The sequence below is a fragment of the Duganella caerulea genome (assembly GCF_040362985.1).
Classification (GTDB): Bacteria; Pseudomonadota; Gammaproteobacteria; order Burkholderiales; family Burkholderiaceae_D; genus Rugamonas; species Rugamonas vulcania.
Map to the genome: position 1 here is coordinate 833,627 of NZ_BPWJ01000002.1, position 22,006 is coordinate 855,632.

Consider the following 22,006-nt stretch of genomic DNA (forward strand, 5'->3'; position numbering starts at 1 on the left):
CCGATCACCCATCAAAGGAGAATGCCATGCTTTTCAAATACCAAGCAAGGAGCGCCGCGCTGGCCTGCGCGATCGCGTTGATGGCCGGCGCCGCCGCGGTGCAGGATGCCGGCGCCCGCGCCGGGTCGGCCGACGACCTGGCCGCCAAGCCGGCGCAGAACGCGACGCAGCGCGTCAGCGACGCGTTGTCGGTGGTGCGGCAACTGGAGGCCGAGCCACGCATGAAGCAACTGCTGCAGCAAGCCAAGGGCGTGTTGATCGTGCCCTCGTACGGCAAGGCGGCGCTGGGCGTGGGCGCGCACGGCGGCGCGGGGCTGCTGCTGCTCAAGCGCCCCGACGGCGCCTGGACCGGCCCGGCGTTCTACGACCTGGGCGGCCTGACGCTGGGCCTGCAGATCGGCGCCGAGGGCGGGCCGATCGCGATGATACTCAACAACGACAAGGCGGTCAGCGAGTTCATGAAGAAGAATAACTTCGCCCTGAGCGCGGACGCCGGCTTGACCGTGCTCAACTGGTCCAGGCTGGCGCAAGGCACGGCCGGCACCGGCGACGTGGTGGCCTGGAGCGGCACCAGGGGCCTGTTCGGCGACGCCGTGGCGGTGGGGCTCAACGACATCCGCTTCAACCAGGAGCTGACCAACGCCTACTATGGCCGCGCGCTGTCGCCGCGCGATATCGCCACCGGCGCGGTCAGCAATCCGCAGGCGCAGCCGCTGCAGCAGGCGCTGGGGCAGGTGTCGACCAGCGCGCGGTGAGTGCCGCGCCGTGCCGGCCGCCCAGCGCGGCGCGGCTGGCGGCGGGGCGGTTCAGGCTGGGGCGGCGCCGGCGCGGCGCCGCCACGCCAGCGCCGCCGCGCCCAGCGCCAGGATCGCCAGTGTGCCGGGTTCGTCGACCTGCAGGATCAGCACCGGGATCTCGCTGAGCGCCACCGGGATCGGATTGCCGTCCGCGTCGCCCAGCAGGATGCTGTCGGCGAACAGGAAGGTGTTGGCGGGCGCCGGCAAGCTCGGATAGCCCACCTGGAACGCCAGCGTCGCCAGCCGGAAACTGTCGCCCTGCAGCGCGTCCAGCGTCACGCCGTCGAGCAGCGACACTTCATCGAGCCGCAGCAGGCCCGGCGTGCTTTGGTCGGCGACGGCCAGCGCCTCGGCGCCGCCGTCGGTGCGGCCCAGCGCCGTGCCCCAGCTGGACGGCGGCCCGGCCAGGTAGGACAGCAGGTCCGGATCGTAGTACAGGTCCAGGTGGTAGGCGCCCAGTTCGGTGCTCAGGCCGCCCGACTGCAGGCCGGCGATGGCTACGTCCACCACCACCTCGCCGCCGGGCGCGATCTGGTAGCCGCCGCGTGGCGTCAGGGTGATCTGCAGCGCTTGCGCCTGCGGCAAGGCGCCCAGGCATGACAGGCCGAGCAGTGCCGCACACATCAGTTTTTTCATGATAGGTCTCCCGCAAAAATGAGCTAGCCGGCCGCGCGCGGCCGGCACGGTGGTCCTGCCTACTTGGCGCACAACGCCCGGGTGCAACTGTTGACCAGCTTGCGCACATCGAGCACGGTGATCCGGCCGTCGCGGTCAAGGTCGCGCGGGTCGTCCGGTCCCGACGCCAGGGTGTTCAGGCTGAGCAGCAGGATGTTGAGGTCGTCCCGGTCGATCGCGCCATCATTGTTGAGGTCGCCCACCGGGGCGCCGGCGACGGTGTAGGTGAGGCGCAGCTCGGAGTAGTCGACCATGGTGTCGTCGACCGTGAGCACGTCCAGGCGCTGGTCGGTCTGCAACATCGTCAGCAGGTCGGCCACCCGGTCGGGCTGCCCGATGAACGGCACCGGCGAGGAGAAGTTGCGCAGCGGCGTCTTGGCGAGGTTCCAGACCAGCTCGTAGACGGCGCCGCGCTGGGGCGAAAAGTCCAGCAAGTCGTGCAGCGCGATCACGGTGCGGGCCTCTTCGCCGGCCACCGTCGCGCTCTGGTTGTACAGGATGACGTCGTTCTGGACCAGGTCGCCCGTCATCTTGACGCGCAGCCTGACGGTGGCCGAGGTCACGATCGCATTGGCGGGCAGGTCGAGGAAGTGCGTCAGCCCGACCGACTGGTTGACCGCCGGCTGGTCCAGCTCGACGGGCGGGGCGGCCACCAGGTTCTCCAGCATGGCCAGCACATGGGCCGACTTGGGCGCGTCGTCGGCGGCGTCGCCGCCGTGGAAGTCGTCCTTGTCGCCGACCAGGCTGACCGTGTCGGGCGTGCGCGCCACCAGCACGGTTTGCGGGGAGGCGGCGAGGTTGTAGGTGTCGAAGAACAGCCAGTGGTAGACGCCGGTGTCGACCGCCTGGATGTCGATCTGGTTGGCGCCGGCGTGCAGCGCGGGGGTCAGATCCATCGCCACCACCTCGGGCTGGTTGTTGCTCATCTTGTGGTCGCCGAGCACATAGCTGCCGATCGTGATGCCGTTGACCTTCAGCGTGAGCTCGTCGTCGGCCGCCACCAGCGCGACGATCTGCGGCACCGGTCCGGAGGGCAGGTCGAGCTGGTGGCGGAAGTACGCGGTGGTGGGGCCGCTGCTCGGGCCTGGCGTGCCGGGGCCGGGCCAATACCACATCAGGTCGGCATGCACGCCTTGCGGGTTCAGCGCCGGATTGGGCATGGTGACGGGATTGGGGAAGGGCGCGTAGGCCGGTATCCAGCCGTCGATGCCGTTGGCGCTGGCCTGCCAGCCGGGTCCGCTGAGCAGGTCGGTGCGCGGGGTGGCCGCGCCGGCCTGGACCGGCAACAGGCCGGCCAGCGCCAGCGCGATGGCGCCGCATAGACGCCAGGTCGCCGTGCGTGTCGCGATGCTCCTTGCAAAAGTACTCATGATGTCGTCTCCGCAGTTGCTGCGTGTGTCCGGTGGGACAGTTACGCAGGCAGGACTGGCCTGCGGCGTTGGACGACGCAAGAATGACGCCATGACGCGCAAGCGTTTGATTCTTATTGGAGATTCCGGCGAGCACGCGCCGCGCGCGCAGACAGTGTCAACTGGACCGACACCCGCGCTGCCCGCCCGGCGCCGCTGTGTCCGGGCGGATCGCGTCAGCAGCGCGGGACGCCGCCGAAGGCAGCCTTGATGTCGTCCAGCTTGTCGTCGATGGAATAGGGCAGGGCCTTGGCCAGCAGGTCGAGGATGATCAGGCCGTTGATGGCGCCGTCCTCGTCCACCGCCTGCCGCAGCCGGCTGGCCATGGCGGCGTTGACGCTTTGCAGCGCCTGGTAGCGCGCCTTCAGGCCGTGCAGCTCCCAGTCCGGCACGCCGCCTTGCCGGGCGAGGAAATACTGCGCCAGCAAATAGGTCGAGGCCGCGCGATAAATGGTCTCCTCCTCGGTGGCGAAGGGCAGGTGGAAATGCGCCATGGGCCGCAGGAAGTCCGCGTGCGGGCAGGCGCTGCTGGCCGCCAGCAGCCCCATCAACGCGCCCACGCAGCGCTGCACCGTGGTGTGCTTGCTGACGCTGCGCTCGGCCATCTCGACCCTGGCCTCGACCTGTTCGTAGGAACGCAGCTTGCCCATGATGGCGACCAGCGGCACGAAGCGCACCGCCATCGGGCAATGGGGAGAACTGGCGGGCTGCAGCGGACAGTTGGCGCATTGCTGGCAGCTCAGCGCGGTCCAGGCCGGCAGTTCGGCCGGTTCCGGCGATGCGTCGGCGTCAACCGCGCAGCTGGCGCTCTGGCCGTCGGCGAAGCGGAAGTGATAGACCACGTTCTGCATGGACTTTCCCCTGGTGGCGAGCGCGCCGCGCCGGAAGGCGCCGCCGTTTCAGTTTATCCCCAATGCAACATGATGACAATCACGGCGATGCCGTCAGGGGCGGGAGGCTGAGGCTTTCTGGCGCGCCTCTTCGATGTGGCGGATCGCCTGCGCGGCATCGTGCGGCGGCGTGAGGAACTGGCGCAGTCCCTCGTACACCGGCGCCACCAGGTCGGGCCTGGCATCGCGGTCGAAGAAGGCGGTGTAGCCGGCGGCGCCGGCCAGGATCTCGCCGGTGGCGTCGCCCAGCAGGGTCGGCGGCGCGGCGGCGTCGGCCTGCGCCGAGAAGGTCTGGTCGGCTTCGGCGATCCGCCGCAAGGCGCCGCTCTCGGCCAGGAAGCTCAGGAAGCGCTTGCGCGCGCGCGGATTGAGGCCGCGCGCCGGCAGCACCAGCACGTCGAGCGGCGCTTCCTCATACGCGGGCGCGCCGGGCGTGTAGTCCGGGAAGGCGAAGAAGCCCATGTCGCCCGCCACCGCCGCCGGAAACTTGGCGGCGATGAAGCTGCCCATCAGCGTCATGCCCACGTGGTCGCGGTACAGGTAGGGCAGCACGCGGTCCATTTCCTGGTCCATCGTGGCCTGCAGAAAATAGCCCTTGCGCAGCAGGTCGCCCCACACGTCGAACACCTGGCGCACGCGCGCGTCGCCGAAGCCGATGTCCCCGCGCAGCAGCTTGCGGTGGAACTCGATGCCGTTGATGCGCAGGTTGAGATAGTCGAACCAGCCGGCTGCCGGCCAGCCGCTGCGGGCGCCGACCGCCAGCGGCGTCACGCCCTCGGCCTGCAGGCGCTCGCAGGTCAGCAGGAACTCGCTCCAGGTGGACGGCGGCCGCAGGCCGAGCCGCGCGAACAGCGACTTGCGGTACACAAAGCCCCACACGTAGTGATACAGCGGAAAGCCATACACCTCGCCGTCCACGCGCGTGCCGTCGATGCTGGCGGCGGAGAACTTCTTCTTTTTCAGCAGCGCGGCCAGCTCGCCGTCGAGCGGGGACAGCAGCTTGTTGCGGGCGGCCTCGCGCAGCGGTTCGCCCGCGTACCAGAAGGCCACGTCGGCGCGGCTGGTGTTCAGGCGGGCGAGGAAGTCGCGCTTGTAGGGCTCCTGCGGATAGCCGTGGTGCTCGACCTGGATGTCGGGATTGGCCGCGGCGAACTGGCCGATGATGCCCAGCCAGGCGGCGCGCTGGGCGCTGTTGGACACCACGTAGTCGATCATCAGGTGCTCGCTGGCGTTGCAAACAGCCGACAGTTGCAGCCCGGCGCAGAACAGCGCGCCCGCCAGCCAGCGTGGAATGCGTCCGCCCGGGCGGAAAACGGAGGTCATCGAAGGCTTGTGCATCATGCAAGTTTGTGTGCGTATGCAAGGCATGTCAACCGGAAAATGCTGTTGTGTGCGGTAAATGCGGCATAAGCCAAAATTTCGTTCCGTCGTTTGATGATTGTTGTAATCATGCCCGCCCCGTCGCGGCGGGCGACGCGCCCGGCGGGATGTTGTACCATGGTAATACTCCAGGTGTTGCGTATCGGCTCGCCTCGTTCAACCTTGCAAGGCAGTAAATGGTACTGATACAGCAATGGCGGCCAGCGCGGCGCCGCCTCTCCATCCTCTGTGCGCTGTGCGCGCTGGGGCACGGCGCGGCGCGGGCCGGCGACACGCCGCAGGACTTGACCGCGTTGCCGCTGGAGCAGCTGATGGAGCTGGAGGTCTACAGCGCCTCCAAGTTCGTGCAGCGCGCCAGCGAGGCGCCGTCCAGCGTCACCGTGATCACGGCGGCCGACATCCGCGCCTACGGCTGGCGCACGCTGGCCGACGTGCTGCGCAGCGTGCGCGGCGTCTACGCCAGCTACGACCGCAACTACACCTACCTGGGCGCGCGCGGCTTCCTGCGGCCGGGCGACTACAACACCCGCTTCCTGCTGCAGATCGACGGCAACCGCCTCAACGACGCGGTGTTCGACACCGCCCCGATGGGCGGCGAATTCCCGCTTGACCTCGAACTGATCGAGCGCATCGAATACGTGCCGGGTCCCGGCTCGTCGGTCTATGGCGCCAACGCCTTCTTCGGCGTGATCAACGTCATCACGCGGCGCGCGCAGGCCATGGAGGGCAGCGCGCTGGCGGTCTCGGGCGGCCAGGACGGCGCCCGCCGCACCGCCGCCAGCCAGGCCTGGACCGACGCCGCCGGCACCGACTGGTTGCTGGCGGCCAGCCGCTACAAGACCGACGGCCGCGACCTGTTCTATCCCGAGTACGCGGACGGCGGGGCCAATGACGGCGTGGCGCACGGGCTCGACTACGAATCCGGCCACCGGCTGTTCGCCAAGGCGGTCCACGGCGACTACACCGCGACCCTGATCCACGCCGAGCGCGACAAGGGCGTGCCCACCGCCTCGTACAGCCAGCACTTCAACGATCCGCGCTCGCGCACCGTCGACACCCAGAACTACGCCGACCTGAGCTACCACGCGCCGCTGTCGCCGCAGGTCGAGCTGAGCGCGCGCGCCTACTGGGCCGAGTACGGCTCGCTGGGCTACTACGCCAGCGACGACGCCAACGTCACCCTCAACCGCGACGTGTTCGCCGCCCGCTGGTGGGGAGCGGAGCTGACGCTGCTGGCCACGGCCGGCGCCCACAAGCTGCTGGCCGGGCTGTCGTTCGAGGACGACTACCGCCAGCGCATGCGCAACTTCGACGTCGCGCCGTACACGCTGTACCTGGACGAGAACCACGACGGCCGGCGCTACGGCATGTACCTGCAGGACCAGGTGGCGCTGACGCCGGCGCTGCTGCTGAACGCCGGCCTGCGCTACGACCGCCACGACGCCACCGGCGGCGTGTTCAGCCCGCGGCTGGCGCTGGTGCGGCAGTGGGACGCCGCCACCACCGTCAAGGCCATGTACGGCGGCGCCTACCGCGCGCCCAACAGCTACGAGCGCTTCTACAGCGTCAGCGGCGACGGCGGCCAGCGCGCCAATCCGGGCCTGGGCCGCGAGCGCATCGGCAGCGCCGAGCTGGCGCTGGTGCGGCAGCTGGCCGGCAACCGGCGCGTGACCGTCTCGGCCTTCCGCAACGAGGTGTCGGCGCTGATCTCGCAGGTCGAGCGCGACGGCCTGCCGATGTTCGTCAACGCCGGCCGCGCGGTGGCGCGCGGTGTCGAGCTCGAATACGAGCAGAACTGGGACAACGCGGCGCGCCTGAAGGCCAGCTACAGCTGGCAGCGCACCTACCAGGACGACCTGGCCAGCGCCGGCAGCAACGTCAACACGCCCAGCCAGCTGGCCAAGCTGAACCTGACGCTGCCGCTGCGCGGCCCCTGGCGCGTCGGCGCCGAGGCGCAGTATGTGGGCCGCCGCACGCTGTACCAAGGCGGCTCCACAGGCGCCTTCCTGGTCGCCAACCTGAACCTGTATTCGCAGCGGCTGACGCGCCACGCCGACCTGGCGCTGACCGCCACCAACCTGCTCAACCGCCGCTATGCCGATCCAGCCTCGCTCGAGCACCTGCAGGACGCGATCGCGCAGGACGGCCGGCGGCTGCAATTGAAACTGACGCTGGAGTACTGAGATGCCGACGGTACGCGTCCTCGCCGCGTGGTGCGCCACGATGCCGCTGGCCCTGCTGCTGGGCTGGAGCGCTCCCGCGCGCGCGCAGGGCGCGGCGGCGCCGGTGTCGGAACAGCAGCTCAAGGCCGCCTTCGTGTTCAACTTCGCGGTGTTCGCCGAGTGGCCGGCCGAGGCGCTGCCGCCGGCCAGCCCGCTGGTGATGTGCGCCTACCACGGCAACGCGCTGCTGGCCGCGCTGCAGGAACTGCGCGACAAGAGCGTCAACGGCCACCGGCTCGAGGTGCACGCGCTGGCCGCCGGCGCGGCGCCGCGCGCCTGCCATCTGCTGGTGCTGGACCGGCAGGACCGCGACGCCTGGCCGCAGCTGCACCACGACCTGGCGGCCGGCGGCGCCAGCGTGCTGACCGTCGCCAACGACCGCCAGATCGCCCGCGCCGGCGCCATGCTGGCGCTGTCCATGGAGGACCAGCGGGTGGTGTTCGAGGCCGACCTGGGCGCGCTGCGCGCGGCCCGCATGGTGCTCAGCTCCAAGCTGCTGCGCCTGGCCCGGAGCGTGCAATGACGCCCGCCCATCAGTCTCCGGCGGCCGGCCCGCTCGACCTCAGGGTCGCGCGCAGCAACCTGCTGGTGGCAGGCGCCGCGCTTGGCGTGGCCGCCGTGCTGCTGGTGGTGTTCCAGTTCGTGGTGCTGCGCGCCGCGCTGCTGGGCGACCTGCAGGTCCAGGCCCGCATCGTCGGCAACAACAGCAGCGCCGCGCTGATGTTCCAGGACCAGCGCGCCGCCACCGAGACGCTGGCCGGGCTGGCGCTGTCGCCGGCGGTCGACAGCGCCGCCATCCTCGATCCGCGCGGCGTGCCGCTGGCCGGCTATCGGCGCGCCGGCGCCGCCCCGCCCGAGGTCGGCGCCGCGCTGCTGGCCGAGCGCCATGTGTTCTCGATCGCCGCGCTGGACGTGCTGGAACCGGTGGCCGCCAACGGCGCCGTGATCGGCAGCGTGGTGCTGCGCGCCACCTTGATGCCGCTGTACCGGCGCCTGGCCGCGTTCGCCGTCTACACGCTGGTGGTGGCGCTGGCGTCGATGGCGCTGGCGTGGCTGCTGGTGGCGCGCATGCGCGCCGCGGTGCGCGCGGCCGAGCAGCACCTGCACTACCTGGCCCACGTCGACCCCATCACGGCGCTACCCAACCGCAACGCCTTCAACGCCCACCTGGACGCCTGCCTGGGCCGCGCCGACCGCCTGGCCGGCGCGGTCGGCCTGCTGCTGCTCGACCTCGACAACTTCAAGGTGGTCAACGACACGCTGGGCCACAGCTGCGGCGACACGCTGCTGCGGCTGGTGGCGCAGCGGCTGCGCGGCGCGCTGCGCTCAGCCGACCTGATCTGCCGCATCGGCGGCGACGAGTTCGTGGTCATTGTCGAGACCTCGGACGCGGCCGACGAGGCGGCCGAGGTGGCGCACAAGATCCTGCAGGCGCTGGCCGAGCCGTTCCAGCTCGAGCACCAGCTGCTGCACGTGAGCACCAGCATCGGCGTGGCCATCTACCCGGCCGACGCCGACGGCGCCGAGTCGCTGATGCGCGGCGCCGACACCGCCATGTACCACGCCAAGAGCCTGGGCAAGAACACCTGCCAGGTGTTCCGCCAGGAGATGACGCAGCGCGCCAACCGCCGCCTGAAGATGGAGGCCAACCTGCGGCGCGCGCTGGAGAACGACGAGCTGACCCTGCACTACCAGCCGCAGATCGACACCCGCAGCGGCCGCATGACCGGCTTCGAGGTGCTGGCGCGCTGGACCTGCCCGGAGCTGGGGCCGGTCAGTCCGGCCGAGTTCATTCCGGTGGCCGAGGACAGCGGCGTGATCGTGCCGCTGGGGCGCTGGGTGCTGCAGACCGCCTGCCGCCAGGCCGCGCTGTGGTGGCGCCAGGGTCTGCTGGACGGCATCGCCCACGTGGCGGTCAACCTGTCGGCCCACCAGGCGGGCGACCCCAACCTGATGAACGAGATCGAGGCGCTGCTGGCCGAGTGCGGGCTGCCGCCGCAACTGCTGGAGCTGGAATTGACCGAGAGCGCGATGATGGAAAACGTCGACGCCAACCTGACGCTGATGCAGCGCATCCAGGCGGCCGGCATCCACCTGTCGATCGACGACTTCGGCACCGGCTATTCGTCGATGGCCTACCTCAAGCGCTTCCCGATCGACCAGCTCAAGATCGACCGCAGCTTCGTCAGCGCGGTGCCGGGCGACGGCGCGGCGATCGCCACCGCCATCATCGCGCTGGCGCACAGCCTGGGGCTGTCGGTGGTGGCGGAGGGGGTGGAGAACGCCCAGCAGGTCGAGTTCCTGCGCGCCGCGCGCTGCGACGCCATGCAGGGTTTCCTGTTCTCGAAACCGCTGCCGGCGGCCGCGCTGGAAAGCCTGTTGCGGCAGCGCCCGCAATTCACCGCGCCCGCTTGAGCGGCGCGCTGTGCATTGTTTGCTTCTGTTAAGATGGAAGCACGATGCACTAGACGCGCCCTGACGCCATTCTGCCCATGCAAATCGATCCAAGGCTTCCCTCATTAACGGATCAGTCGATGCCGCTGGCGGTCGACGAGCGGCCGGGCGCGCATGGCGGAGCGGGCGATCCGCACACGGTCTTCGACCACTGCCCATACTTTGTCTTCACGGCCGGCATGGACGGCCGGGTGCAGTCCCTGAACCTGCACGGCCGCCAGCGCCTTGGCGCGCACCGGCTGGGCGAGCCGGTGGCGCGCCTGTACACCGGCTGGGCCGCCCAGGTGCTGCAGGACGCGGCGCTGGTGGCCGCGCGCCAGACCGGCTACTGGCACGGCGAGCTGGAATTGCTGGGCGCCGACGGCACCTTCCATCCGGTCACGCAATCGATCGAGTTGCAACCTGCAACCGAGCAGCGGCCGGCGCGCTACCTGTGCCTGGCCTACGACCTGGACGACTACGACGTCTACGAATCGCTGCTGCGCTTCAAGCGCCTGTTCGAGCACCATCCGCAGCCGATGTGGATCTACGACCTGCAGACGCTGCGCTTCCTGATGGTCAACGCGGCCGCTGTGGCGCACTACGGCTACAGCGAAACCGAGTTCCTGCAGATGACGATCAAGGACATCCGCCCGTCCGAGCAGCTGGCCGCGCTGGAGCGCAACCTGGCCGCCGCGCCGCGCCGGGGCGCCGAGCTGGCCGGCGTGTGGACCCACGTCAAGCGCGACGGCACGCGCATCGACGTGCAGATCTCGTCGCACTCGCTGACGGTGGCCGGCCGGGCGTCGCGCTTCGTGGTGTCGCACGACGTCACCGAGCAGCTGCGCATGGAGGCCGAGCTGTACGCCTCGCGCGAGCTCAAGCAGCTGGTGATCGACCATATCCCGCATCAAATCTTCTGGAAGGACCTGGACGGCAGGTATTGCGGCTGCAACACCGTGTTCGCCGCCGCGGCCGGCCTGGCGAGCGTGGACGAGGTGACCGGCAAGACCGACGACGACTTCCCCTGGTCGCACAACGCGGCGCGCATCCGCGCCGACGACCGCGACATCGTCGCCACCGGCCGTGCCCGCCTCGACGCGGAGGAGCAGATGCCGCGCGAGGACGGCCGCGTGCACTGGTACCTGATCAACAAGCTGCCGTTCTACGACCAGCGCGGCAGCATCATCGGCGTGGTCGGGACGATCGAGGACATCACCGCCCGCAAGGAGGCCGAGCAGGCGCTGCGCCTGCGCGGGCGCGCGCTGGAGGCCAGCGACAACGCGGTGGTGATCACCGCCCACGGTCCCGGCGGCGACCTGATCGAGTACACCAACCCGGCCTTCACCCGCCTGTTCGGCTACACCGAGGCCGAGGCGGCCGGGCGCCAGCTCGACATGCTGCTGGAGCAGCGCGACGGCGACCGCGCCGCGCTGCGCGCCGCGCTCAGCGGCGTGCAGGAGCTGACCATCACGCTGCGCATCGCCCACCGCGACCAGTACCTGATGTGGGCCCGCCTGCACGTGGCGCCGGTGCCGGCCGCCGACGGCCTGCCCAGCCACCACGTGTGCGTGCTGACCGACATGACCGAGTCGATCACCTACCAGCAGCAGCTGGAGCACCAGGCCAACCACGACCCGCTGACCGGCCTGCCCAACCGCGCGCTGTTCGGCGACCGTATGGCCCAGGCCATCGGCTACGCCGAGCGCTACGGCCATCCGCTGTGGGTGGTGTTCTTCGACCTGGACAACTTCAAGCTGGTCAACGACAGCCTGGGCCACCTGGCCGGCGACGAGCTGCTGTGCGCGGTCGGCGCGCGCCTGCGCGCCTGCGTGGGCGACAGCGACACCGTGGCCCGGCTTGGCGGCGACGAGTTCCTGCTGCTGCTGTCGGACACCCCCGAGTCGCCGGCCGCGGCCGTGCTGCAGCGGGTGCAGGACAGCGTGGCCGCACCGCTGACCGTGGCCGGCCAGGCGCTCACCGTCACCTGCAGCATGGGCGTGAGCGTGTTCCCGACCGACGGCGGCGAGCCGCAGCAGTTGCTCAAGCACGCCGACATCGCCATGTACCGCGCCAAGGAAAGCGGGCGCAACCAGCTGCAGTTCTACGAGGCGGCCATGCACAGCCGCATCGCCGAGCGCACCATGATCGAGGCCGAGCTGCGCCACGCGCTGGCGCGCGACCAGCTGCGCCTGCACTACCAGCCCAAGGTCGACCTGCGCACCGGCGCCGTGGTCGGGATGGAGGCGCTGGTGCGCTGGCAGCATCCGACGCTGGGCATGGTGTCGCCGGCGCGCTTCATCGGCGTGGCCGAGGAGACTGGGCTCATCGTCGAGATCGGCCGCTGGGTCACGCGCACCGCCTGCTTCCAGAACATGGCGTGGCAGCAGGCCGGGCTGACGCCGCTGCGGGTGGCGGTCAACGTCTCGGCGCGGCAGTTCCGCGATCCCGGCCTGAGCCGCGAGGTGCAGGCCGCGCTGTCCGACAGCGGCCTCGACCCGCGCTACCTGGAGCTCGAGCTCACCGAGAGCCTGGTGATGCACAACGTCGACGGCGCGGTGGCGGTGGTCAAGGAGCTCAAGCGGATGGGCATCGCGCTCTCGATCGACGACTTCGGCACCGGCTATTCCAGCCTGGCCTACCTGAAGCTGTTCCCGGTCGACTATTTGAAAATCGACCAGTCCTTCGTGCGCGAGATGCTGAGCGAGCCCAAGGTGGCGGCCATCGTGCGCTCGGTGATCGCGCTGGGCCAGAGCCTGGGCTTCAAGGTCATCGCCGAGGGCGTCGAGACCGAGGCCCAGCTGGCCTACCTGCGGCGCCACCAGTGCGACGACATGCAGGGCTACCTGTTCAGCAAGCCGCTGCCGGCGGACGGCTTCGGCGAGCTGCTGCGCTCGGAGCGCGGGCTGGCGCCGGCGCCCGGCGAGACGGCCGGCGAGCAGACCCTGCTGCTGCTGGACGACGAGCCCAGCATCCGCAACGCGCTCACGCGCCTGCTGCGCCCGGACGGCTACCGCATCCTGCGCGCCAACACCGCCGAGGAGGGCTTCGACCTGCTGGCCAGCCACGCGGTGCAGGTGGTGGTCAGCGACCAGCGCATGCCCGGCATGAACGGCACCGAGTTCCTCAGCCGCGTCAAGGACATGTATCCCGAGACCATCCGCATCATCCTGTCCGGCTACACCGAGCTGGAGGCCGTGCTGAGCGCCATCAACCGCGGCGAGATCTACCGCTTCTACACCAAGCCGTGGGACGACCTGGTGCTGCGGGAGAATATTCGGGATGCCTTCCGGTATCAGAAAATGATGTTCGGCAAAACGGCGCAACGTGCGCCGGAACGCGCGCCGGACGGATAGTATTGGTGAGTTTTCCGTCCGGTAAACTAGGCATAATTGCTGGAGCCAACAATGGTATCAGGAGGCGGTATGTCCGAGCTTGTCCCTCGTTCGCGGATCGTGGTCGTGGACGATCAGGCTGCCCATCTGAAAGCCTTGTGCGACATCCTGGGCCAGCACAACCTGGACGCCATCGGCTTTCCCACCGGCGAGACGGCGCTGGCCCACCTGCGCGGCCACGCCTGCGACCTGCTGCTGACCGACATGAACATGCCCGGCATGGACGGGCTGGCGCTGATCGAGGCGGCCAAGACGCTCGACCCGGCCATCGCCTGCATCATCATGACCGGCGCCGGCACGGTCGACACTGCCGTGAAGGCGATGAAGATCGGCGCCTTCGACTACATCATCAAGCCGTTCAAGGCCGCCACCTTGCTGCCGGTGCTGACGCGGGCGCTGGAGTCGCGCCGGCTGCGCCTGCACAACCTGCAGCTGGAGGCGGCGCTGCGCGAGCGGGTCGACGAGCTGGGCCGCCTGAACCAGGTGCTGGACGCGGCGCGCCGCGAGGCCGAGCGCACCAACGAGGAAAAGTCGGCCTTCCTGTCGAACATGAGCCACGAGCTGCGCACGCCGCTCAACAGCATCCTCGGCTTCGCCCAGATCCTGGCCAGCGACCGCTTCCCCAAGGGCGAGGGCGAGCGCCAGCGCTTCTCGCAGAACATCGTCTCGTCCGGCAAGCACCTGCTGTTGCTGGTCAACGAGATCCTCGACCTGTCCAAGATCGAGGCCGGCAAGGTGTCGCTGGTGCTGGGGCCGGTGATGCTGGACGAGGTGCTGCGCGAGGTGGTGGCCATCGTCGCGCCGCTGGCCGAGCGGCGCCTGGTGGCGCTGATGACGCCGGCCGATTGCCGGCTCGAGCTGTGCGCCGACCGCATGCGGCTCAAGCAGATCCTGGTCAACCTGTTCTCCAACGCGATCAAGTACAACCATGTGCACGGCAGCGTCACGGTGCACTGCGCCGTCGGGCCCGGCTACGGCAGCGTCGCCGTCAGCGACAGCGGCGTCGGCCTGGACCCGGCGCAGCTGGAGACCATCTTCCTGCCGTTCGGCCGCGCCGGGCGCGACGAGGAGGGCGAGGAGGGCACCGGCCTGGGCCTGACCATCACCAAGCGCCTGGTCGAGGCCATGCGCGGGCGCATCAGCGTCGAGAGCAAGCCGGGCGAGGGCAGCACCTTCCGCGTCGAGCTGCCGCTGTACAGCGCCGCCACGGCGCCGTCCGGCGCGCGCGGCGCCACCCAGCACGTCGGCTGAACCCATGCCGGGAGACCACCTGCATCCCCACCTGAACCCCAAGCTGATCCGCGTGATCCGGGAGCATCCATGAAGCGCACCAATCTGCGGGCCATGTGGCCGGCCGCCGCCGCGCTGGCGCTGGCCGCGACCGGCGCGGCGCTGTGGCTGGCGCTGCGCGCGCCGCCGGCGCCGGCCGCCGCGCCCGAGGCCATCGTCATCGCCACCAATACCGAGTACGTGGGCGCCTGCCCGGTGATGGCGGCCCAGGCCAAGGGCTATTTCGCCGGCCAGCATCTGGCGGTGCGGCTGCAGCCCTACACCAGCGGGCGCGAGGCGCTGCTGGCGGTGACCTCGCACCGGGCCGACATGGCCACCGTGGCCGACATCCCCATCATGTTCTTCGCCATGGAGGGCACGCCGATCCAGGTGGTCAGCACCATTTTCCGCACCGGGCGCGACCACGGGCTGGTGGCGCGGCGCGACCGCGGCATCACCTCGCCGGGCGACCTCAAGGGCAAGCGCATCGGCGTCACGCTCAGCACCTCGGGCCACTTCACGCTGGAGGTGTTCCTCAACCGCCAGCGGCTCGACACCCGCGACGTGCAGCTGGTGAACTATCCGCCCGACGCGCTGCAGCAGGCCATCACCGACGGCAAGGTGGACGCGGTCAGCGGCTGGGACCCGTTCCTGGGCGCGGCCGCCGAGAGCCTGGGCGGCAACGGCATCCGCTTCGGCGGCGCCGACATCTACGAGAGCATCTACAACATGGTGGCGCTGGCGCCGTACATCCACCAGCGTCCCGGCACCATGGTGCGGCTGCTGCGGGCGCTGGAGCAGGGCGAGCGCTTCTGCCGCGACCAGCCGGGCGCCTCGGTGGCCTTCTTCCCCCGGCTGTCGGCCGGCCAGGCCACGGCCATGCTGTCGGCGTGGCCGGCCCACCACTTCGGGCTGGAGCTGGACCAGAGCCTGCTGCTGGTGCTGGAGGACCAGTCGCGCTGGGCGATCAAGGCCGGGCTGACCGGCGCGCGCGCGGTGCCCAACTTCCTCGACTACATCTACCTCGACGCGCTCAAGACCGTGAGCCCGTCCGAGGTGACCATCATCTACTAGGGACGCCGCGTGAAGATCTCCACCCGCCTCAAGCTGGCCCAGGTCATCTGCATCGTGCTGCTGGCGGTCATGGCGGTGGTGTTCGCGCGCACCGCCGGCGCCATGCGGCACGAGATCGCCAAGGCCGAGATCACCTTCGAGGTGCTGCGCGGCGCCGCCTCGCTGCGCTACCTGTCGCTGGAATACGTGCAGCACCACCTGGCGCGCACCCGCGCTCAGTGGCTGCAGCGCCACCAGTCGCTGCGCCAGGTGATCGCGGCCGACAGCGGCTTCGACGGCGAGGACGAGCTGGCGCTGCTGCGCGACATCCGCGAGCGCCACCAGTCGCTCGGCGGCCTGTTCGGCGAGCTGCAGGCGGTGCAGGGGGAATTCGTGCGCACGCCGGAGCGCGCCGTGATCCTGCGCGAGCTGGAGGCGCGCCTGTCGGGCCTGATGATGAACCGGGCCCAGGCGATGATGTCGGACGCCGAGGACCTGGCGCGCCAGAGCCGCGCCAACATGCTGGCCGCGCAGTCGGACCTGGTGCTGGCCGGCGCCGTGCTGGCCGGGCTGGTGCTGCTGGTGGTGCTGGGCGCGATGGGCCTGACCATCCGCAGCGTCAGCAAGCCGCTGATGCGGCTGCACCGGGCCACCGAGGTGGTCGGCTCGGGCCGGCTGGACGTGGCGCTGGACGTGCGCTCGGACGACGAGATCGGCAGCCTGGCGCGCGCCTTCGACGGCATGGTCGAGCGGCTGCGCCAGACCACCGTCTCGCGCGACGAGCTGATCCGCGCGAACGCCACGCTGCAGCGCGAGATCTCCGAGCGGATGGCGGCCGAGAGCCGGGTGGTGGCCCAGCTGGCGCGCATGAGCCTGCTCCACCAGATCACCCGCTCGATCGGCGAGCGGCAGGACCTGCCCAGCATCTTCCAGGTGGTGGTGCGCTGCCTGGAGGACCAGCTGCCGATCGACTTCGGCGCCATCTGCCTGTACCAGGACGGCGAGCTCGAGGTCAGCTGCGTCGGCCTGCGCAGCCAGGCGCTGTCGGCGCGCATGGGCATGGACGAGGCGGCCAAGATCGCCATCGACGAGAACGGGCTGTCGCGCTGCGTGCGCGGCCAGCTGGTGTACGAGCCGGACATCCGCCAGGTCGACTTCCCGTTCCCGCGCCGGCTGGCCGGGGCCGGCATGGGCTCGATCGTGCTGGCGCCGCTGCTGGCCGAGAGCACGGTGTTCGGCGTGCTGGTGGTGGCGCGCGCCGAGCCGGGCGCGTTCTCCAGCACCGACTGCGAGTTCCTGCGCCAGCTCAGCGAGCACGTGGCCCTGGCCGCCAACCAGGCCAGACTGTACGGCGAGCTGCAGCGCGCCTACGACGACCTGCACCAGAGCCAGGTGCAGGTGACCAAGCAGGAGCGGCTGCGCGCGCTCGGGCAGATGGCCAGCGGCATCGCGCACGACATCAACAACGCCATCTCGCCGATCGGCCTGTACGCCGAATCGCTGCTGGAGACCGAGCACGGCCTGAGCGAGAACGGCCGCGCCTGCCTGCAGGTGATCGAGCGCGCCATCGACGACGTCGCCTCGACCGTGGCGCGCATGCGCGAGTTCTACCGCCAGCGCGAGCCGCAGCTCACGCACAGCACGGTCAACGTCAACCTGATGATCCAGCACGTGGTGGACCTGACGCGCGCGCGCTGGTCGGACATGCCGCAGCAGCGCGGCATCGTGATCGAGATGCGGCAGGAGCTGGGCGCCGAGCTGCCGGCCATCCTCGGGGTCGAGGGCGAGATCCGCGAGGCCTTGACCAACCTGATCTTCAACGCGGTGGACGCCATGCCGGACGGCGGCGCGGTGACGCTGCGCACCGGTTATCTGGACGCGCTGGACGACGGCAGCGGCCCGTACGTGCTGGTGGAGGTGGCCGACACCGGCACCGGCATGGACGAGGCGACCCAGCGCCGCTGCCTGGAGCCGTTCTTCACCACCAAGGGCGAGCGCGGCACCGGCCTGGGGCTGGCCACGGTGTACGGCATGACCGAGCGGCACGGCGCGCGCATCGCCATCGCCTCGCGGCTGAACGCGGGCACGTCGGTCAAGATGTACTTCCCGGTGGCGCCGGCGCTGCCGGCCGGCGCGGCGCCGGCGCCGGTGCTGGCGCCCGGCCCCGGGCTGCGGATCCTGGTGGTGGACGACGACCCCAATGTGCTGGGTTCGCTGGAAACCATCCTCGGCCTGGACGGCCACGAGGTCACGCGGGCCGACGGCGGCCAGGCCGGCATCGACGCCTTCTGCGCGGCCGAGAAGGCGGGGCAGGGATTCGCGGTGGTGATCACCGACCTGGGCATGCCGTATGTGGACGGCCGCAAGGTGGCCGAGACCGTCAAGCGGGTGGCGCCGGCCACGCCGGTGATCCTGCTGACCGGCTGGGGCCAGCGCCTGATCCCCGACAGCGGCGAGGCGCCGGTGCACGTGGACCAGGTGCTGAGCAAGCCGCCCAAGCTGCGCGAACTGCGCGTGGCGTTGGCCAAGTGCGTGGAGTTGCTGGGCTAGCGGGGGCGCGCGGGCGGGACGGCGTCAGGCCGCTGGCTGGCGTGCTGTCACCGGCGCGCCGTCTGGCGTGTAGGTGATCGTCAGATGTTCGCCCACCGCATAGCTGACAGCTGGTTGGCCGGGGCGGTGATGTGCCGTCTCCAGCATCAGCCGGTCATGGATGACCGCCTGCCTCGCCGCGTCGTCGTATTGCGCGAGGAAGAAATCGGTGCTGGATAAGACCGCGCCGCTGTATGTCCCTCGCAGTTCATCGGTGTCGCCGTAGGGATAGCCGGCTTTTTCAAGTGCGGCCAGCAGGTGGTCCAGTTCGCGCTCGCGTTCGCGCAAGACGTTCACCAGGCGCAGCATGGTCCAATCCCTGGCATCCGGCAGCACCGAGAACTGCGCATCCCGCTCGATGACTGCCTGCAGTGTCGCGCTTTTGTCTTCGACACTGTTGTCATAGATGTAGACCGCGTCGGCCACCTCGGCTGCGCGCGGCAGCAGCGCTAGCCTTGCTCCTTCAGCAGCAGCATTTCGCTAATGCGCGAGGGGTGGGACATGACCGTTTCAAAGGCGAATGGCTCTCGCGCCGTGGTCGCTTCGGCCCGTGCCCGCATGGCGGCGCGCTGGGCCGCCTCGTCGCGGGCATCCTGGTCGGCATACTCGTTCTGTAGATCCTTCGCCAGCTGATCCGGATTGATGAAGCGCGTAGGCAGCCGCACTGTGCCCCGCATCGTTGCGATGCCGGTGACCTTCAACTCGTCGATGAGCGATGTCTTCCCCGAGCCGTTGGGGCCTGCGAATATCACCGCCAGCGGATCGGCTTCGGCGTTGTCGTGGGGAGCGGCCATCGGAAAAAACGCGGCCGGAGCCGCGTTGACGCAAGTTGGGATTATTTGGCTGCGGGCAGGCGCCGGCTGGCGTAACTGGCGACATCAAATGTCGCGGCGGTGGCCACGTCGCGCTTTGGCGCCGATGCGGCTTGCCGTTTAATTTGCGCCAGAGTCTGCTCCATATTGCCGACGATGGCCCGGTCCCATTGCCTGACGGTGGCGCCCAGGAAAGGGGCGTCGCCTTGCAAGGCGGTCGGGGCCTGGAACCGATCAGGACGACGGGCTTTGAGTTTCATGACAGCATGCTCCAACTGTGATGAAACCATTATAGTCCAATCACGGACGCACTCCAGCTGGAGCCCGCCGTCTCAGTCGGCCGGCTCGAAGGCGGCCGGGTCGAGCTGGTCCAGCGTGACCAGCTGCTCGCGCCCGTTCGGCGCCGGCTGCGACGTCAGCCGCGCGCGCAGGCGGGCCAGGTAGTCGGCGCGGCTGCGGCGCAGCGCGTAGTCGCGGAAGTTGCTCTGCTCGAGGTCGCGCCAGGCCTGCTCGCGCCCGCCCGAGGACTTGACCGCGGCCTGCTCGCGCCGCGCCGGCGACAGCAGCGCGTCGCCGGCCGCCAGCCGGGTGTAGCCGTAGCGGTCCATGTAGTCGCCGGTCAGCGTCTCGATCACGTTGATCTCGTCGAGCGTCAGCTGCTGCTTGAACTTGTCGATGTTGGCGGCGATCGGCGGGTAGCAGTTCGACGACCACAGCGCCGACATCTGCGACAGCTGGCGCGCCTCGCGCGAGCCGGCCACGTCCAGCATCTGCGGCAGGAACTCGATGCCCAGGAACTGGCACAGCGCCTCCAGCGTGTGCTGCTGCTGCGACAGGAAGTCCTCGTAGCGGATGGTCAGCACGCGCTCCGGCCACTGCTGCATCACGCGGTCGGCCGCCTGGTGCGCGGCCAGCCAGGTCTCGGCGTTGAGCAGGGTGTCGAAGTCGTGGATGATGGCGCGGTTCATCGACGCCACCTGCGCGCGCGGATCGCGCACCACGTTGACGAACACCATGTCCGGCAGCAGCGTCATCAGCTCTTCGGCGTAGTGCACGCTGTCGAGCGACTTGTCCATCACCACCCGCGCGCCTTGCTTCTCGCCCGCGCGCAGCAGCAGTTCCCACACCACGCGGTGGATGCTGCGCGGCTGGTTGCGCAGCGTCTCGAAGATCTCGACCGGATCGAACACCACCTCCGGCCACTTGACCATGCTCACCGCCTGCAGGCCGACCACGTCCACCACCAGGTTGAAGTAGGCGCGGTCGTCGCGCAGGTCGCCGTACAGCGGCAGCAGCGGCATCATGTCGACGATGTGCAGCGGGTAGGGCGAGTAGAACTGCGGCGACATGTTGAGCCGCAGGCGCAGCGCGTGGCTGCCGCAGCGGCGCAGCGGGATCATCATCGCCGGACGCGGGCGCGGGCTGCTGGTAGTGTTCTGCATGGTCATTCTTTCTGAAGGATTAGGTCTTGCGGGGTGGTGAAGTAGCGGCGGAAGCTGTCCATGAAGCGGCCCAGCTCGGACGCCGGCAGGCGGTTGATGCCGGCGGCGGCCTTGCGTCCGCCACCGCTGTCGAATTGCTGGCAGAAGCCGCAGGCGCTGTGGGCCAGCGGCGCGCCGGAGCGCACGCTGACCAGGTAGCTGCCGTCGTCGCGCTCGTTGAGCACGGCGAACGAGGCGCCGCTGCGCCCGGCCGCCAGCTGGTTGGCCAGCACGCCGCTGACGCGGCGCGCCCAGGCGCTGGCCGGCAGGATGTAGACCGCGCCGGCGTCGTGCTCGGCGTGCGGGCGCAGGCCCTGCAGGCGGGCGCAGTCGTCGCGGTAGCCGGCGCACAGCATGCGGTGGATCTCGCTGTCGGCGATGAAATCCAGCGGCTGCGCGTAGGCGCCCAGCGCGCGGTACAGCGCGGCCGGCGCGATGTGCAGGTCGTGCTCGCTCTCGCCGTAGGCGTTGTAGTTGACCACCCGCCCCAGCTGCGCCAGCGCCGCCGTCGCGGCGGCGTCCAGGCCGAGGCTGTCGGCCAGCTGCTGCGCCGGCCCGGCCAGGTTGTCGCCGAAGGCCGCCGCCACCGCCCACGGCCGGTGCCGGCCGCCCAGGTGGCGGTCCACCAGGATGCTGGTGCAGACCTCGGGCGAACCATCGCAGTGCAGGCGCAGGCGCGGGTGGGCGAAGGCGCAGTCGGCCGAGTGGTGGTCGAAATACGCGACCGATGCGCCGCCGTCGAGCACGCGGCGCAGCGCGGCGGCGTTGCAGTCGAGCGAGATGTCGAGCACGGTCACCTGGCCCTCGCAGCCGTGCGGCACCCGCTGCAGCAGCTCGATCTCGCGCTTGACGCCGGTGACCAGCTCGGCCTCCAGCGGCGTGTCCAGGCGCAGCTGGTGCAGCGCGAAGATGCCGTCGGCGTCGCCGTTGAAGACGTCGTGGTGCGTCATGGCGTGCTCAGACGAAGCGGCGCGCCAGCTGCTGGAACAGGCGGTCGCACGACTGCTCCAGCGACAGCATGCCGGTGTCGAGCGACAGCGCCGGCGCCAGCGGCGGCTCGTACGGCGCCGACACCCCGGTGAATTCCGGAATCAGCCCGGCCCGCGCCTTCTTGTACAGGCCCTTGGGATCGCGCGCCTCGCACACCTCGGCAGCGGTGCTGATGTGGGTCTCCAGGAAATTGTCCTCGCCGATGATCTGGCGCGCCATCTCGCGGTCCTGGCGCAGCGGCGAGATGAAGGCGCAGATCACCATCAGGCCGGCGTCGTTCATCATGCGCGCCACCTCGGCGCTGCGGCGGATGTTCTCCTGGCGGTCGGCCGGCGAGAAGCCCAGGTCGCGGTTCAGGTGGTGGCGCAGGTTGTCGCCGTCCAGCACGTAGGCGGGGTGGCCGGCGTGCACCAGCTTGTCCTCCAGCGCGCTGGCCAGCGTCGACTTGCCGGCGCCGCTCAGGCCGGTCAGCCAGATGGTGGCGGCGCGCTGCCCGGCCTGCCGCCAGCGCGCCTCGGGGGCGACCTGGCTGCCGTGCCAGAAAATATGGGGCGTGGCGCGCCCGGCCGTGTCGTCGATTTTATCCAGCTTACCCATTGCCATTCCTCCGG

General features: G+C 70.1%; 18 protein-coding genes. 8 read left to right on the plus strand and 10 right to left on the minus strand.

The window, feature by feature from the left end; translation table 11 throughout:
• The first annotated feature begins 26 nt into the window (after positions 1-26).
• Entirely contained in the window at positions 27-755 is a 729-nt protein-coding gene (locus tag ACUJB0_RS08680) for a lipid-binding SYLF domain-containing protein (RefSeq protein WP_444844856.1), read from the plus strand.
• 51 nt (positions 756-806) lie between these two features.
• Here the strand turns inward: ACUJB0_RS08680 and ACUJB0_RS08685 are convergent, their stop codons facing one another.
• The 4 genes from ACUJB0_RS08685 to ACUJB0_RS08700 form a co-directional block, all read right to left on the minus strand.
• On the minus strand, positions 807-1,433 hold the full coding sequence (locus tag ACUJB0_RS08685; protein ID WP_444844857.1) for a PEP-CTERM sorting domain-containing protein: 627 nt from the start codon (positions 1,431-1,433) through the stop codon (positions 807-809).
• A gap of 59 nt (positions 1,434-1,492) precedes the next feature.
• Positions 1,493-2,842 (minus strand): hypothetical protein, encoded by a 1,350-nt coding sequence (locus ACUJB0_RS08690; protein WP_444844858.1) that lies wholly within the window; start codon positions 2,840-2,842, stop codon positions 1,493-1,495.
• A gap of 215 nt (positions 2,843-3,057) precedes the next feature.
• Positions 3,058-3,732, minus strand: coding sequence for a DUF6901 family protein (locus tag ACUJB0_RS08695; RefSeq protein WP_444844859.1), 675 nt, complete (start codon positions 3,730-3,732; stop codon positions 3,058-3,060).
• Between the two features lie 93 nt (positions 3,733-3,825).
• A complete protein-coding gene (locus ACUJB0_RS08700) occupies positions 3,826-5,112 on the minus strand; it encodes an ABC transporter substrate-binding protein (RefSeq protein WP_444844860.1) in 1,287 nt (428 codons plus the stop codon).
• Positions 5,113-5,327: 215 nt separating this feature from the next.
• Here ACUJB0_RS08700 and ACUJB0_RS08705 point away from each other — a divergent pair, with 215 nt between their 5' ends.
• The 7 genes from ACUJB0_RS08705 (at position 5,328) to ACUJB0_RS08735 (ending at position 18,073) form a co-directional block, all read left to right on the plus strand.
• The gene (locus ACUJB0_RS08705) at positions 5,328-7,334 is read left to right on the plus strand and encodes a TonB-dependent receptor plug domain-containing protein (protein WP_444844861.1); all 2,007 of its coding nucleotides are present in this window, start codon (positions 5,328-5,330) and stop codon (positions 7,332-7,334) included.
• 1 nt (position 7,335) lies between these two features.
• Positions 7,336-7,896, plus strand: coding sequence for a YfiR family protein (locus ACUJB0_RS08710; RefSeq protein ID WP_444844862.1), 561 nt, complete (start codon positions 7,336-7,338; stop codon positions 7,894-7,896).
• Positions 7,893-9,788, plus strand: a complete 1,896-nt coding sequence (locus tag ACUJB0_RS08715) for a putative bifunctional diguanylate cyclase/phosphodiesterase (RefSeq protein WP_444844863.1) — start codon at positions 7,893-7,895, stop codon at positions 9,786-9,788. Before ACUJB0_RS08710 ends, ACUJB0_RS08715 begins: the two co-directional genes overlap by 4 nt.
• A gap of 119 nt (positions 9,789-9,907) precedes the next feature.
• A complete protein-coding gene (locus tag ACUJB0_RS08720; protein WP_444844864.1) occupies positions 9,908-13,162 on the plus strand; it encodes an EAL domain-containing protein in 3,255 nt (1,084 codons plus the stop codon).
• A gap of 69 nt (positions 13,163-13,231) precedes the next feature.
• Positions 13,232-14,452, plus strand: a complete 1,221-nt coding sequence (locus ACUJB0_RS08725; protein ID WP_444844865.1) for a hybrid sensor histidine kinase/response regulator — start codon at positions 13,232-13,234, stop codon at positions 14,450-14,452.
• Between the two features lie 69 nt (positions 14,453-14,521).
• The gene (locus tag ACUJB0_RS08730) at positions 14,522-15,544 is read left to right on the plus strand and encodes an ABC transporter substrate-binding protein (RefSeq protein WP_444844866.1); all 1,023 of its coding nucleotides are present in this window, start codon (positions 14,522-14,524) and stop codon (positions 15,542-15,544) included.
• A gap of 9 nt (positions 15,545-15,553) precedes the next feature.
• Positions 15,554-18,073, plus strand: a complete 2,520-nt coding sequence (locus ACUJB0_RS08735; protein ID WP_444844867.1) for an ATP-binding protein — start codon at positions 15,554-15,556, stop codon at positions 18,071-18,073.
• Positions 18,074-18,097: 24 nt separating this feature from the next.
• On the opposite strand, the gene ACUJB0_RS08740 is transcribed toward ACUJB0_RS08735, so the two are convergent.
• The 6 genes from ACUJB0_RS08740 to cysC all read right to left on the minus strand — a co-directional run bounded on the left by ACUJB0_RS08740 (position 18,098) and on the right by cysC (position 21,992).
• Positions 18,098-18,538 (minus strand): hypothetical protein, encoded by a 441-nt coding sequence (locus tag ACUJB0_RS08740; RefSeq protein ID WP_444844868.1) that lies wholly within the window; start codon positions 18,536-18,538, stop codon positions 18,098-18,100.
• 23 nt (positions 18,539-18,561) lie between these two features.
• Positions 18,562-18,906: a zeta toxin family protein gene (locus ACUJB0_RS08745; RefSeq protein WP_444844869.1), complete on the minus strand. Its 345-nt coding sequence runs from the start codon at positions 18,904-18,906 to the stop codon at positions 18,562-18,564.
• Between the two features lie 41 nt (positions 18,907-18,947).
• On the minus strand, positions 18,948-19,184 hold the full coding sequence (locus ACUJB0_RS08750) for a hypothetical protein (protein WP_444844870.1): 237 nt from the start codon (positions 19,182-19,184) through the stop codon (positions 18,948-18,950).
• A 72-nt stretch (positions 19,185-19,256) separates the two neighbouring features.
• On the minus strand, positions 19,257-20,366 hold the full coding sequence (locus tag ACUJB0_RS08755; RefSeq protein WP_444844871.1) for a sulfotransferase family protein: 1,110 nt from the start codon (positions 20,364-20,366) through the stop codon (positions 19,257-19,259).
• Positions 20,367-20,368: 2 nt separating this feature from the next.
• The gene (locus ACUJB0_RS08760; RefSeq protein WP_444844872.1) at positions 20,369-21,355 is read right to left on the minus strand and encodes a hypothetical protein; all 987 of its coding nucleotides are present in this window, start codon (positions 21,353-21,355) and stop codon (positions 20,369-20,371) included.
• 7 nt (positions 21,356-21,362) lie between these two features.
• The gene (cysC, locus tag ACUJB0_RS08765) at positions 21,363-21,992 is read right to left on the minus strand and encodes an adenylyl-sulfate kinase (RefSeq protein ID WP_161087598.1); all 630 of its coding nucleotides are present in this window, start codon (positions 21,990-21,992) and stop codon (positions 21,363-21,365) included.
• Positions 21,993-22,006: the final 14 nt, after the last annotated feature.